Consider the following 13,497-nt stretch of genomic DNA (forward strand, 5'->3'; position numbering starts at 1 on the left):
AGTGGCATGATTAATGCTTATAGTATTTCAAGTGCTGGCTATTCAGTTTCAGTCTGCTGAAAACGAGATGACCACTCTGACCGGATGCGGCAGTCATGAAACACAAAAGCATAAGGCGCGTCCAGATAGCGCCACTTCGCGGATCTGTAGTAATAACGTCATGAGCGAACGGTATACTTTTGCAGCATAGCCCCAACATAAAGGAGATACCTCATTATGTTTCCACAGCACAGTCCGAAGCAAAACAAAATTCTTGCCGCACTTCCCGCGGAAGATTATGGGCGGCTATTCGCATACCTTGAGTTTATATCATTGCCGTTGGGACAGATAATCCATGAACCTGGTTCCTCCATTACCCACGCATATTTTCCCACTACCAGTACTGTTGCGCCTTTATACGGCGTGGAGAACGGCGCATCGGTTCAGCTTTCAATAATAGGTAACGAGGGGCTCACCGGCATCTCGTCCCTGTTAGGCAGCGGCAGCACGCCAACAGGAGTAGTGGTGCAAAGCGCGGGGGATGGTTATCGTATAAAAACAAGCACGCTGAAAAAAGAATTCGATTCCCGCGGAAAATTACAGCATCTGGTGTTGCGCTTCACTCAAGCGCTAATGACTCAAACTGCACAGAACGCGGTATGCAACCGGCACCATAATATAGAGCAGCAGCTAGGCCGTTTCCTTTTAATGAGCCTGGATCGATTGGCAGGCCATGACTTGCAAATGACACACGAGCAGATTGCGATAATGTTGGGTGTGCGCAGGGAAAGTGTGACTCAGGCTGCTCTTAAACTGCAAATGATCGGAGCGATCCAGTACAGCCGTGGACATATCACCGTAATGGACCGTGAAGAACTCGAAAATTCCGTTTGTGAATGTTATGCGGTAGTGAATAACGAGTACGACCGCCTACTATCGAATTACTCCGCTTCCCATCCTGCTCAGAGCCCCGCTAAGCTGAATGCCGACGAAGAGTTGTGGTCTGTAAACTGAGGAGAGCCCCGGACTACTCAGCGAAAACCAGATCCCTCCCCAACCCTGGTTTGAACTGAATAGTCCGGCTTGTCGCATGCCACCCAAAATGCAATTCTCTTCATTCATCCTGTCATGAGTTCTCTTAGGACGTAAGGCAATATACCGCCGTCCAGGTAATAGTCTACCTCAATGGCAGTATCAATCCTGCATCGCAAATCGATCTGACTGCTTGAACCGTCTCCCCTGCGTATGACAAGTGTCACATCCTGCTGAGGGCGAATGTCGTCCAGGCCCAGGAGGTCAAACTGTTCATCGCCGTGAATTTCCAGTGATTCCGTGCTGTCGTTACCTTTGAATTGCAGCGGCAATACACCCATGCCAACCAGGTTGCTGCGGTGTATGCGTTCGAAGCTCCTGGCAATTACTGCCTTGACTCCAAGTAATTGTGTTCCTTTCGCAGCCCAGTCACGGCTTGATCCAGCGCCGTACTCTTCTCCCCCGAATACAACCGTCGGTATGCCATCTGCGATATATTGCATGGCGGCGTCATAAATGCTCATTTGCTTGCCATCTGGCTGATGCACGGTGATGCCGCCTTCGCTGCCGGGTATCATCAGATTCTTGATTCGCACATTGGCGAAGGTACCGCGCATCATTACATCATGGTTGCCGCGGCGCGCTCCGTAACTATTGAAATCCGGTTTGGACACCCCGTTCGCCAGCAGGTATTTTCCAGCAGGCGATGTATCCTTGATGGAACCGGCGGGACTGATGTGATCGGTAGTCACGGAGTCGCCGAATATGCCGAGAACGCGCGCATTGCGTATTCCGCCGGGCGGCGCAGGCTCCATGGAAAAGTCCTGGAAGAACGGTGGCTCGGCGATATAGGTGGACTTTGGCCAGTCATATACCTTACCCGAAACCGATGACACGTCGTTCCACAACGGATGATCCTTGGTCAGATTGCTGTAGAGCCGCCGGAATGTTTCCGCGTTCGCGGCGTATTTCATCAGTCCGTGAATCTCTTCCTCGCTCGGCCAGATTTCTGCAAGCCGGACGGGTTTACCATCCTCCCCGATACCCACTGGCTCGGTCGTCAAATCCTTAAGCATGGTTCCTGCAATGGCATATGCCACCACAAGCGGTGGAGATGCAAGGAAATTCGCGCGAATGCTGGGGTGAATTCTTGCTTCAAAATTGCGATTGCCGGAGAGTACGGCCGCGCAAACCAGATCGTTGGCCACTATCGCTTCCTCGATGGGCTCGGATAGCGGTCCCGAATTCCCGATACAAGTAGTACAGCCGTAGCCCGCAAGGTTGAAGCCGAGTTTTTCCAGGTAGCCCAGCAAGCCGGTAGCATTAAGATATTCCGTGACCACACGCGAACCGGGTGCGAGCGAAGTCTTGATATGCCGTTTCACAGACAGCCCTTTTTCTACCGCCTTCTTTGCCAGCAGTCCCGCAGCGAGCAACACGCTCGGGTTGGAGGTATTTGTGCAGGATGTAATGGCAGCAATTACCACATCGCCGTGACCCAGATCGATTGGACCGTTGGGTATGCACGCGGGCGCTTCGACTCCGTCAATTATCGGGCGATTGTTGACCATCTCCGTAATATGCCTTTCGGTGCCCGGCCTTACGGCAGCCGCATGAGCAACCTTAGGGGCAGCCGTCTGCTGGCTTGAGCCGGCAGGGACGCTCCTGCCGTCGTGGCGTTCGTCGCAACTGCGCACCGGATAGCGAAGGTTGAGATTCGCGGCATCTCTACCGTAACCGCTTTGCGTAACGGGCGTGGCGAAGAGTTCGGTAAACCTGGACTTGATGTTATCTATCTCGATGCGGTCCTGGGGACGCCTTGGCCCCGCCAGTGAGGAGGAGACAGTGCCCAGATCAAGCTCCAATTCACGTGAGTAATCAATGTCGCCCTTGCGCGGAATGCCGTAAAGTTCCTGGGCTTTGAAGTAGGATTGAAACGCAGCGACTTCCTCGTCGGTTCGGCCCGTTTCCTTAAAATACTCGATGGTGGCGTCATCAACGGGGAAGAAACCGATGGTGGCTCCATATTCGGGCGACATGTTGGCGATAGTGGCGCGGTCGGGCACCGTTAGCGATGCTGTACCTTCACCGAAAAATTCCACGAAGCTGCCCACCACGCTGGCTTTACGCAGCATCTCGGTGACAGTCAGCACCAGATCCGTGGCGGTAACGCCATCACGCAACCGGCCCGTCAGATTTACGCCGACAACATCGGGAGTCAGAAAGTAAACCGGCTGCCCCAGCATTCCAGCCTCCGCCTCGATACCCCCAACGCCCCAGCCCACTACGCCGATGCCATTGATCATCGTGGTATGCGAGTCGGTGCCAACCAGCGTATCCGGATACAACACACCATCTTTCTCGTATACCCCTCGGGCGAGATATTCCAGATTGACCTGATGCACAATGCCGATTCCGGGGGGCACTACCTTGAACGTGTCAAATGCCTGCATTCCCCATTTTATAAACTGATAACGCTCATTGTTACGGCGAAATTCGATTTCCATGTTGAGATTAAGCGCCTGGTCGTTACCGTAGTGATCGACCTGTACCGAGTGATCAACCACCAGATCAACCGGGACGAGTGGTTCAACGAGCTTGGGATCCCTGCCCATTTTTTTTGCCACACCGCGCATCGCAGCCAGATCGACCAGGAGTGGTACGCCGGTGAAATCCTGCAATACAATCCGCGAAACCACAAAGGGAATCTCATCCGTCCTCGCGGCGTTGGGTTGCCAGTTCGCCAGTCGCTTTACATGTGTCTCGGTGACTTTCTTGCCATCGCAACTGCGCAGGATCGATTCCAGCACAATACGAATGGAGACCGGCAGCCGCGAAATCCTGCCCACGCCCGACGCTTCAAGGGCAGGCAAAGAATAAAACTTTGCGTTCCTGTTCGTGGAAAGGGGAAGTTCCTTCAATGTATTGAACAGGTTGTGAGTCATGGATGTACTCCTTGAAAAATGCCGAATCCAGTAAGCCGAGGTTTGCCGAAATCCACTCCCCAGTCGAACGAATCAGGCAAAGGAGCGCCACATGAGGATGCAATACCACCTCGGGCCGCTTAAATTTTCACATCAGTAATAATTAACGTTTGTCCGTTTTATATTCTTCAATATCGGCTTCGATTACACTTTTGGAAAAGCTCTCGTAAGCACGTCCGACACGTTGAGCCATTGTGTCGGGAAAAAGGTGGAAATCCCCCGATTTCAGCGCGGCGACGATACCCTCTGCAACAACCGAGGGAGGTTCCGCAGTGCCGGCCAGGCCAGCAGTACTCGCCATGTCAGTCGCAATGAGACCCGGATGTACGCTGAGCACCGCTGTGCCCTGCTGGCCCAGCAATTCACGCAGTGCCTGTGTGATGGAATAAGTGGCCGCCTTGGAAGCGGAGTGCGTCGCAAAATTCGAAGAGCACTTCAGTGATGCAATAGAGTTGAGTTGGACGAACGCTCCTCCCCCGTTCTCCCTGAGGACAGGGGCAAATGCTTGCGCCATGCGGACAAGGCCAAACACATTGATCTTCATTGCAAGCTCAAGCGCATCTATTGCGTCGCTGTCCAATGGAGTGGCGGCCTTATAGACTGCTGCATTGTTGACTATCACCTGGGCGTCGTCGGTTCTGACCGCCATTGCGACGATAGTCTCCGGCTTGGCCAAATCCAATTGGACAGGTTCCACCATATCGCCATAGTGCTCGATCAGGGGATCGGCAGAATCCAGGTTGCGCACGGCCGCGTAAACTTTTGTTGCTCCGTGATGCAGAAACGCATCGACTATCGCTCGGCCTATTCCCCGATTCGCGCCCGTGACAAGCGCTATCTTGCCATTTATGTCATAAGCCATTTTCATTTGAACTTCAATTTCACGGGATTAACATCGCGTGCGGATCGGCTTACTTCAAGTACCGTTTAATAATATTTCGCTTAAACAGTATTCTTCACTTTTTGCATGGAAAATAACTCACCTAAGGATATACCCAATTACCGCGCTTATCGAGCGCCGTTTATCAAGCCCCGCTCCCCCGCTTAGCCGGTCGCAAGTATGCATGACTCCAAGTTTATCATCGAAAACCTTCGGTGAAAGCGGCCTTTCGTCTCATCCACTCGTCTCATCGGCTACAGTTACTAGCACCCTCACTCTGCGAGGCGCCAAAAAACCAGCTAATATGAAATAGATGGCTAACGATCCGCTGTGCCAGCCCTCTCCAACGGGATGCGATATGCCGCAGCTATATTGGCGCAAGGGTGAATGCGTCTGGCGGATACTTTAATAGAGCATTGTTTATGCCTCCACCCGCGCTGGCCCTGCTGCATGGTTTTCTTGGTTTCTCGCACCGGGGACCTATTGAGTATTTTCGCGGGGTGAAAGAGGCCCTGCGACGAATACATATCGTTCCTCTCATACCCGAGGTGCCTCCCGCCGGCTGTATAGCCGAGCGTGCCGAGGCGCTGGCTCGGAAGCTTTTCAGCAGCGACTCCCGTGCCTTTGCTTTGATTGGTCATAGCATGGGAGGACTGGACGCAAGGTATCTGATCACCTACCTTGATCCGGACCGGCGCGTAAAAAGCCTCCTTACTGTTTCCACACCACATCGTGGCTCGCCGCTCGCACGATGGTTTCTCGAAGCCGAAGGCCCGATTCCAGCCTGTATTCGACACATCGGGAACCCGGGGCTGCGCGAATTGACCCCCGAAGCACTGGCAGGGATGCAGATTCCAGACCGCGAAGACGTCGATTATTCCTCCTACGGGAGTTTTCGTTCCGCTGATGAGCTGCCATTCTGGCTTCGCCCCTATGGGCATGTCTTCCGGGAAGACAATGACGGAATGGTGCCGGTCAGCTCCACTCCCTGGGGAGAATTTCGTGGCGCCGTCCACGCGGACCACCTGGAACTTCTGGGATGGAGTCTGAGCTTGCCGGATTCTCAAGCAGCGCGGCCTTTCAATCACCTCCGTTTCTGGACTCGGATCGCTGCCGAGGCTATGACTGCGGCAGAGAGCAAAACAGGTTGAGAAGGAGTGGCAATGGATCAGAACGATGGTAAGCAATGGCGCATGCCATGGTATGACTGGCTGATATTTCTGCTGCCCTCACTCCTTATTATCAGCCTTGGGCTGGAGTCGGCGTTTGGTCCCCCTTTGCGCCCGGATGGAACCGAGTACAACGACTTCCGGGCGGTTGCGCACTGGTTTGACCCGGTGTTCTTTCAATATAATCTTGTCATGGCATTGCTGGTGGTGCTGGTCGTGCCATCCCTTGCGCTGAGCTATACATTAACCATGGCGAACCGAAAGGAACGCCGGCTGCAGCATGAAGTCCCGCCTGAGCGACGCGGCGAAATCCGCAGGAGAATGGGGCGGCGCGCTTCCTTTGGCACGTATCGCGGCAGTGTCTGGTTGACTACGACTGTCGTGATGCTCGGCGTTTCTATCCTGCTGCTGTTCAAACCGGTTTCATCACCGGACGGGGTGGGAGCCGACTTCAGCCTTGGCGCAAATATGCTGACGATGGGCCCGTTCGCCGAACTATACGAAAAAAATCCCGAGGCATATTATTCCCATTTCATCCGGAACCAGATTGCTTTCCAATTCGGCTTTCTGGGCGCCTACGTCTATTTCGTCGGCTCGGTTGTCCGCGCTTACTTCACGATGGACCTGACTTCTCTCACTTTCGTCGACGGCGCCATCCGCATGATCGTGGCGAGCATACTGGCACTGGTGCTCTCCTTCGCTTTCGACTTTATCCTCCCTGGGGAGCTCACACCCGCATCTGCCGCTTCTTCCGCAGCTGCTGCACGTGAAAATGATTCCGCTGAATCTTTGGCCACTGCCGAGTCTTCATCGGACACTGCGGCTTCAATAGCTGATGAGGATGCAAAGGTAAATTCAGATGACAACTCCAGCGAAACAGGGTCAACAATACCGGCAGGTCTAAGTCTCCTTCCCGTTGTTTCCTTTTTCTTTGGCTTCTACCCAAAACGGGCATCACTGGTGATTGAGCGTATTGCACTCAAGATAATGAGGAATATTGTTCCCGAAAGCAGTTACCGCGCGCTTCCACTTTCCATGCTGGCCGGGATGAGCTATTCCCATGAGTTGAGACTGGAACGGGAGGGTTTCGATAACATCGAAAATCTTAGCAATGCCGATGCTGTAGATCTGGCCGTGCGTACCTGCTTCAGCTACGATCAGTTGAAGCAATGGATAGACCAGGCCTGGCTCGCGACTCACTTGCGGGAAGATTATCCCGATTTCGTCCGGCGCACTGGCATTGGCAGTAGCGAGGAGTTGCGCCGTTTTTTGTCCAGCTGCGACTCCGCAAAGGTTGACGGCATTGAACAACTGGTAGGAGGGTTATCGATTGACCCAGCGACAAACGAGTCGTGGAGGTTGCGACTTACCACTCTTAAAATATTGCTGGATATCAGCCCTGCCCCGTCCGAAGATTGTAGAAATCTGGCCGAAATCGAGCATGAGCCTGAATGATATCGTGTTTCATATTTTGGAGAAAAAACGGTCTTAAACCACGAACAAATCAACAAACTCACTTACCGGCGTTGCTTCCAGCTTCGCCTGGTCGAGGCAGAGGTCAATGATTGCGTTCTGTTGCGCCGGCGTAAACCGGCGGGCGAGGCTGATTCTGAACTTTTCTTCCAGTAGTGGAATGCCTTCCTTGCGGCGGAACCTGTGCCCGATGGGATATTCCACCACGGCTTCATCCAGTTTTCCGCCGTCCTTGAATTCCACAGTGACTCCGTTGGCGATGGAGCGCTTCTGCGGATCGTAATAAGCCTTTGTGAATTGGGGATCCTCGATACATGTAATCTTCTCGCGAAGCTCGTCGATGCGTGGATCGGCGGCAATGGCGTCTTCATAATCGGCAGCGGTGAGCCGTCCAAAAATAAGCGGCACCGCAACGATGTATTGAATGCAATGATCTCGATCGGCGGGGCTGTTAAGCGGTCCCTTTTTGTCGATGATGCGAATGGCGGCCTCATGCGTGCGAATGGTAATTTTGCTGATATCACTGATCCGCTCCTTTACCCCGGAATGCAGTTGCATCGCGCATTCCGCCGCGGTTTGGGAATGGAATTCGGCGGGAAAGGAAATCTTGAACAATACGTTTTCCATCACGTACGAATCCCATTGCTGAATCGGTCTCTGAAACCGGAACGGCTGTCCCTTGAACAGAACGTCGTAGAATCCCCAGGTTTTTGCGGTGAGCGCCGAAGGATAACCCGTTTCTCCTTTAAGCGTGATCAGCGCGAGCCATACCGCGCGGCTGGTGGCATCTCCCGCTGCCCAGGATTTGCGCGAGCCGGTATTGGGCGCGTGGCGATAAGTACGCAATGATTGCCCGTCCACCCAGGCCTGCGAAAGGGCATCGACGAGCTGGTCGCGGCTTCCGCCAAGCAAATGCGTCACAACTGCGACGGACGCCACTTTCACCAGCACGACATGATCCAGCCCAACCTTGTTGAAACTGTTTTCCAATGCGAGGCAGCCCTGAATTTCATGCGCCTTTATCATGGCTGTCAGTACGTCACGCACCGTGAATGATTTCGCTCCCCCAATGACAGCATTACGCGCGCACCAATCGGCCACCGCAAGTATGCCGCCCAGATTGTCCGAAGGATGCCCCCATTCTGCGGCCAGCCAGGTATCGTTGAAATCAAGCCAGCGGATCATCGTACCGATATTGAACGCCGCCTGCACCGGATCGAGCTGGAACCGGGTACCGGGAATTTTTGCCCCATCCGGCACCGTAGAGCCAGGAATGAGCGGCCCCAGCAGCTTGGTGCAAGCCGGGTAAGTAAGCGCTTCCATTGCACAGCCCAGGGAATCCATCAGACAGTTGCGCGCAGTGTCGTAAGCGAGGGCACTTTCAATATCGTGGTTAACAACGTAATCCGCGATATCCCCCAGCACTTGATCGGGTTGGGGGCGAATATTGGAGATGTGGGATGACATGGTTACGTATTATAGAGCCAGCCGTTCACCCCGGAGCATGGTCTTTCCCGCGAAAGCGGGAAGAAGGTCTTCCCTACTGTTCTATTTGATACCTGGCTCTATAATAAATGGCTGATTCAACCGCCACCACCTGAAGCATCAAGCTCCAGGGGATTGATTGCTACCCTCACAAAGTTTTTTGCCGACGCGAGGTAGTCCCAACGTTCAACAGTACACTGGCGCCGTTGCAAGACCTCGTAGCGAATCAGGTTGATCGAATTGTTTCCGCCGAGGCGCACGCGCCGCGACACTGCCGTACCGGCTTGTACCGCCCAAACCGGCCGCATGAGGCTAGCATCGCGTTCATGTAAAGCACACACATAAGGCAGGTGAATGTGACCGCCCAGAATCATGTCAGCGCCCGCGGTGGCCCATTGCCGCACCGCCGCCTCACAACCGTGCAGAAGATTGGCTTCATCCTTTACCTGTGTCACGCATACGGGTTGATGAGTTACAACAATGCGTAATTGGTCCGCAGCCGCTATTTTTAGGCGATCGGTCACACGGCGGATTTGCGCTTTTGACACTTCACCGTCCGTATGGCGATAGCGGCGAGTGGTGTTGAGCGCAATGACAAGCAATCTGTCCGACTCGAACATCGGTTCGAGGTTGCTGCCGAATTCGCGACGGTAGTTTCCATAAGGGTTGAGGAACCGCGCCACAAAATTAAACAGAGGAATATCGTGATTGCCTGGAATCACGATTAATGATGGGACCTCGAGCCGGTCGGTGAAGGTTTTCGCAGAGCGGAACTGTCTCCGGCGCGCCCTTTGCGTGATATCGCCGGATAACACGGCCAGTTCGGGCGCCTCGTCATGCACAAGGCGCACTAACGCTTCAACTACTGGCGGCTGCTCTGTGCCGAAATGCGGGTCGGAAATGTGAATAAGCGCTTTCATGCATCTGAACCTGTATCCGAAGTTTCTGGCTCAGGCATAGTGCCGGGCTTGAGCAAATACAGTGGGTGCGGAGAAACGCGAAATTCGAGCGGCGTCTCCATCCAGACAATCTCGCCGTCTGTCGCGATTTTCACGCGGCGCTTGAGGTGGCGAGAAGGCCTTACCGTCATGCGCTTGAAGCCAAAGCTGATAACATTTTGTGCTTCGCCCAACTTTCCGAACACCCCACGAACCAGTAGCCACAACATCGCCATCATACCGAGTGGCCGCAACGTAATTGCTGCGAGTTCATCATTCTCGATCGCTTTTTCCAGCGGGATGCCGATCTGCTCCAACTGCAACCGGTTGTTGCCCACAAATAGGGTGGGTGTGCGAATATCGTGAACCTTGCCGCGGATTTCCAGGCTGATGAGCAGTTGACGGTGGTGTCGCAGCAAGGTTATCAGTCCCGACGCAAACGCAACCAGGCGATTGCGTCCATATTGCTGTTTGAAAGCCTCGCGGTCTTCGAGCAACTGCGGGTAAAGCCCGAGGCTCGCATTCACCAGGAATAGCCGATCATTGACAAGAGCCACTTGAACTGCCTGGACCCGAGCCGTCAGTAGCCCTCGGGTGGCCTCGGCAGTATCAGAGGATATTCCATGCTCGCGGCCGAAGTAATTGAACGTACCTTGAGGCAATACGCCAAGAGGGCAACGAGTGCCGAGGGTTGCCTGGGCCACGGCGTTGATGCTGCCATCGCCGCCCGCCACCACAACGACACCCCCACATCCACAAGCTCGCTTAACTGTTTGACGCGCAATGAAATCAAGCTGTGCGGCGTCTTCGACCACCATCAGTTGGTAGGGTCTACCATACTGAGTCAGCACCTCCTCGATGACGGTAGAAACGGTAGACGTGTTGTTGTGGCCGGATGCGGCATTGAGAATGATGAAGAGCGGAGGGGCAGATTTGTCTGCAATAGGAGACATCAAGCTTTTTGGGAAGAAATACCTGAGGGAATTGTAGCTGTTAATCAGCGGCTTCATCTATCATGCGTACTCGTCACCTGAACACACCTCTCGAGTATATCTCCTGGAGCGCCGTCATCCTTATGGTGGAAGAGCATGCCTTGTGACCCCGGCCCCACGCCCTTCGTCCACCATTCCAGCCCACCCCCGATGTAGCGTACACCGCTGCCCGAAATGGCCATTGTCATTTCGCGCGTCCTGCCCTCATACCGTACGACAGCAGTAGTGCCGGAGTAATAAGACGCATTTATCGTATGACCACTTTTGCAGCGATACCCGATTGGTATGTCAGCACTGGCAGTTCTTCCAGCAACAGGTGCATTCGTATGGGAAAAGTGGGTGCAGCCTACCAAGGCGACGATAACAAAGAGAAAAGTCATGCGCATCAATATGTTCGAACTCTGGTATATAAACGAGCGCCGGCAAATTGATTAGCTTGTATCGAAGATGAACCTAATATCAGGTCGCGTTAGCTCAGCCTGATCCTTTTTTCTTCCTATCGTTCGACTATCTCCGTGCCGAAATCGGAACAAACTCTCGTTCCTCCGGCCCGATGTAATTCGCCGAAGGTCGAATAATCTTGTTGTCCAAACGTTGTTCAATAATGTGCGCAGCCCATCCGGCAGTGCGTGCAATCGCAAACAGCGGCGTAAACATGGCTGTTGGCACGCCCATCATGTGATAGCCCACCGCGGAGAACCAGTCGAGATTGGGAAACATCTTCTTGATGTCCCACATTACCGTTTCCAATCTCTCCGCAATACTGAACATTTCCATATCGCGAGCTTCCACTGAAAGTGTCCTCGCCACCTCCCGAATGATCCTGTTACGCGGGTCGCCTGTGGTATATACGGGGTGGCCGAACCCGATGATGATTTCCTTATCGGCGACGCGGCGGCGGATGTCCGCCTCGGCCTCATCCGGGCTGTTATAACGCGTCTGGATATCGAATGCAGCCTCATTGGCGCCCCCATGTTTGGGACCGCGCAATGCGCCAATAGCACCGGTAATTGCCGAGTAGAAATCGGACCCCGTGCCGGCAATGACGCGAGCGGCAAAAGTGGAAGCGTTGAATTCGTGCTCGGCGTACAGCACCAGCGAGGTATGCATAGCCTTCACCCACGACCGAGGCGGCGGCTTTCCATGCAGCAGCTGCAGGAAATGGCCGCCTATGGAATCCTCCTCAGCTGCCAGTTCTATGCGACTATTGTTGTGGGAGTAGTGGTACCAGTAAAGCAAAACGGAGCCGAGGCAGGCCAGTAGACGGTCCGCCAGATCACGCGCGCCTCCAACGGTATGTTTCTCCGCCTCCGGCAATACCGTGCCCAATGCCGAAACGCCGGTTCGCATAACATCCATCGGATGAGCAGTTGCCGGAATCGCTTCGAGAATGGCTTTAACCCTGGCAGGCAGATCGCGCAGACTTTTGAGTTTCTCTTTATACGCTGCCAGTTCGTCGATGGTGGGCAGCTTCTCATGCACCAGCAGGTAGGCAATTTCTTCGAATTCACAGGTATCGGCAATGTCCAGAATGTCGTAGCCGCGATAATGCAGGTCATTGCCTGTTCTGCCGACGCTGCAGATAGCGGTATTGCCTGCCATCACACCCGACAAAACCACGGATTTCTTGCCTACGGAGGGAGAGCTTTCGGTAGTCTTACTCATTTTTCAGGTTTTCTGGATTTGGAAAACAGGGTGTCCAGTTTTTCCTCATATGCATGGTAATCGAGAAAGTCGTATAGCTCGGCGCGAGTCTGCATAGTAACGATCACGCTTTTCTGGGAGCCTTCGTTGCGTATCGCTTGGTAAACATTCAGAGCGGCAGCACTCATGGCGCGAAATGCGGAGAGCGGGTAAAGCACCAGGGAAACGTCCGCCCCGGCCAATTCCTCGACCGTATAAAGAGGGGTTACGCCAAACTCGGTGATATTAGCGAGGATGGGTACTCTCACGGCAGCCTCGAACCTGCGGTAGATGTCCAGTTCAGTCACGGCTTCGGGAAAGATCATATCCGCGCCTGCTTCCACACAAGCGCATGCACGCTCTATGGCGGATTGCAGCCCTTCGACCGCCAGCGCGTCAGTGCGCGCCATGATGACAAACTCGGGATCGGTTCTGGCGTCTACCGCAGCCTTGATGCGATCAATCATTTCCGTCTTGCTGACAATCATCTTGCCGGGGAGCTGGCCGCAACGCTTGGCCTCAACCTGATCTTCGATATGCAACGCCGCTGCGCCCGCTTTAATCATTGATTTCACCGTGCGGGCGACATTGAGAGCCCCGCCGAAACCCGTATCCGCATCCACCAATAGCGGCAGATCGGTAATGTCCGTGATGCGGCGCACATCGGTCAGCACGTCGTTCAGCGTCGAAATGGCAAGATCCGGTACACCCAGCGATGCCGCCGCCACACCCCCGCCGGAAAGATAGAGAGCTTTGAACCCGGCACCGGCTGCCAAGCGCGCTGCATACGCATTGATGCAGCCCGCCACCTGCAAAGGCTTCTCTTCAGCAAGCGCGGCGCGAAAACGGGAACCAGCGGAATTGATCATAGGAACAGCGGAG

The 13,497-nt window shown here is 54.1% G+C and carries 11 protein-coding genes; 3 read left to right on the plus strand and 8 right to left on the minus strand.

Annotated elements, in window-relative coordinates; translation table 11 throughout:
- The first annotated feature begins 216 nt into the window (after positions 1-216).
- Entirely contained in the window at positions 217-993 is a 777-nt protein-coding gene (locus BMX66_RS09700; protein ID WP_090881587.1) for a Crp/Fnr family transcriptional regulator, read from the plus strand.
- A 104-nt stretch (positions 994-1,097) separates the two neighbouring features.
- Here the strand turns inward: BMX66_RS09700 and BMX66_RS09705 are convergent, their stop codons facing one another.
- On the minus strand, positions 1,098-3,956 hold the full coding sequence (locus BMX66_RS09705; protein ID WP_090881589.1) for an aconitate hydratase: 2,859 nt from the start codon (positions 3,954-3,956) through the stop codon (positions 1,098-1,100).
- 142 nt (positions 3,957-4,098) lie between these two features.
- Positions 4,099-4,863 carry an SDR family oxidoreductase gene (locus BMX66_RS09710; RefSeq protein ID WP_199679305.1) on the minus strand — a complete coding sequence of 255 codons (765 nt, stop codon included), beginning with the start codon at positions 4,861-4,863 and terminating at the stop codon, positions 4,099-4,101.
- A 434-nt stretch (positions 4,864-5,297) separates the two neighbouring features.
- Here BMX66_RS09710 and BMX66_RS09715 point away from each other — a divergent pair, with 434 nt between their 5' ends.
- Together BMX66_RS09715 and BMX66_RS09720 are read left to right on the plus strand one after the other, a co-directional pair.
- Positions 5,298-6,026, plus strand: a complete 729-nt coding sequence (locus BMX66_RS09715) for an esterase/lipase family protein (RefSeq protein WP_090881591.1) — start codon at positions 5,298-5,300, stop codon at positions 6,024-6,026.
- 12 nt (positions 6,027-6,038) lie between these two features.
- The gene (locus BMX66_RS09720) at positions 6,039-7,499 is read left to right on the plus strand and encodes a hypothetical protein (protein ID WP_090881593.1); all 1,461 of its coding nucleotides are present in this window, start codon (positions 6,039-6,041) and stop codon (positions 7,497-7,499) included.
- Between the two features lie 33 nt (positions 7,500-7,532).
- Here the strand turns inward: BMX66_RS09720 and BMX66_RS09725 are convergent, their stop codons facing one another.
- The 6 genes from BMX66_RS09725 to prpB form a co-directional block, all read right to left on the minus strand.
- On the minus strand, positions 7,533-8,984 hold the full coding sequence (locus tag BMX66_RS09725) for a bifunctional 2-methylcitrate dehydratase/aconitate hydratase (protein WP_090881595.1): 1,452 nt from the start codon (positions 8,982-8,984) through the stop codon (positions 7,533-7,535).
- Between the two features lie 116 nt (positions 8,985-9,100).
- Positions 9,101-9,922 carry a metallophosphoesterase family protein gene (locus tag BMX66_RS09730; protein ID WP_090881597.1) on the minus strand — a complete coding sequence of 274 codons (822 nt, stop codon included), beginning with the start codon at positions 9,920-9,922 and terminating at the stop codon, positions 9,101-9,103.
- On the minus strand, positions 9,919-10,893 hold the full coding sequence (locus BMX66_RS09735; RefSeq protein ID WP_090881711.1) for a diacylglycerol/lipid kinase family protein: 975 nt from the start codon (positions 10,891-10,893) through the stop codon (positions 9,919-9,921). Before BMX66_RS09735 ends, BMX66_RS09730 begins: the two co-directional genes overlap by 4 nt.
- A 53-nt stretch (positions 10,894-10,946) precedes the next feature.
- Positions 10,947-11,318 (minus strand): MliC family protein, encoded by a 372-nt coding sequence (locus BMX66_RS09740; protein ID WP_090881599.1) that lies wholly within the window; start codon positions 11,316-11,318, stop codon positions 10,947-10,949.
- A 121-nt stretch (positions 11,319-11,439) separates the two neighbouring features.
- Positions 11,440-12,597: a bifunctional 2-methylcitrate synthase/citrate synthase gene (gene prpC / locus BMX66_RS09745; protein ID WP_090881601.1), complete on the minus strand. Its 1,158-nt coding sequence runs from the start codon at positions 12,595-12,597 to the stop codon at positions 11,440-11,442.
- Entirely contained in the window at positions 12,594-13,484 is an 891-nt protein-coding gene (gene prpB, locus BMX66_RS09750) for a methylisocitrate lyase (RefSeq protein ID WP_090881603.1), read from the minus strand. The genes prpC and prpB overlap by 4 nt, the downstream gene beginning before the upstream one ends.
- Positions 13,485-13,497 lie beyond the last annotated feature (13 nt).

The sequence above is a fragment of the Nitrosovibrio sp. Nv6 genome (assembly GCF_900110495.1).
Classification (GTDB): Bacteria; Pseudomonadota; Gammaproteobacteria; order Burkholderiales; family Nitrosomonadaceae; genus Nitrosospira.

What these genes read in the sequence shown, in the direction of transcription:
- BMX66_RS09715 (WP_090881591.1), top strand. Translation starts at nt 5,298, where the DNA reads ATGCCTCCACCCGCGCTGGCCCTGCTGCATGGTTTTCTTGGTTTCTCG.
- BMX66_RS09730 (WP_090881597.1), bottom strand. Translation starts at nt 9,922, where the DNA reads ATGAAAGCGCTTATTCACATTTCCGACCCGCATTTCGGCACAGAGCAG.
- prpB (WP_090881603.1), bottom strand. Translation starts at nt 13,484, where the DNA reads ATGATCAATTCCGCTGGTTCCCGTTTTCGCGCCGCGCTTGCTGAAGAG.
- BMX66_RS09735 (WP_090881711.1), bottom strand. Translation starts at nt 10,893, where the DNA reads ATGTCTCCTATTGCAGACAAATCTGCCCCTCCGCTCTTCATCATTCTC.
- BMX66_RS09720 (WP_090881593.1), top strand. Translation starts at nt 6,039, where the DNA reads ATGGATCAGAACGATGGTAAGCAATGGCGCATGCCATGGTATGACTGG.
- prpC (WP_090881601.1), bottom strand. Translation starts at nt 12,597, where the DNA reads ATGAGTAAGACTACCGAAAGCTCTCCCTCCGTAGGCAAGAAATCCGTG.
- BMX66_RS09710 (WP_199679305.1), bottom strand. Translation starts at nt 4,863, where the DNA reads ATGAAAATGGCTTATGACATAAATGGCAAGATAGCGCTTGTCACGGGC.
- BMX66_RS09700 (WP_090881587.1), top strand. Translation starts at nt 217, where the DNA reads ATGTTTCCACAGCACAGTCCGAAGCAAAACAAAATTCTTGCCGCACTT.
- BMX66_RS09725 (WP_090881595.1), bottom strand. Translation starts at nt 8,984, where the DNA reads ATGTCATCCCACATCTCCAATATTCGCCCCCAACCCGATCAAGTGCTG.
- BMX66_RS09740 (WP_090881599.1), bottom strand. Translation starts at nt 11,318, where the DNA reads ATGCGCATGACTTTTCTCTTTGTTATCGTCGCCTTGGTAGGCTGCACC.
- BMX66_RS09705 (WP_090881589.1), bottom strand. Translation starts at nt 3,956, where the DNA reads ATGACTCACAACCTGTTCAATACATTGAAGGAACTTCCCCTTTCCACG.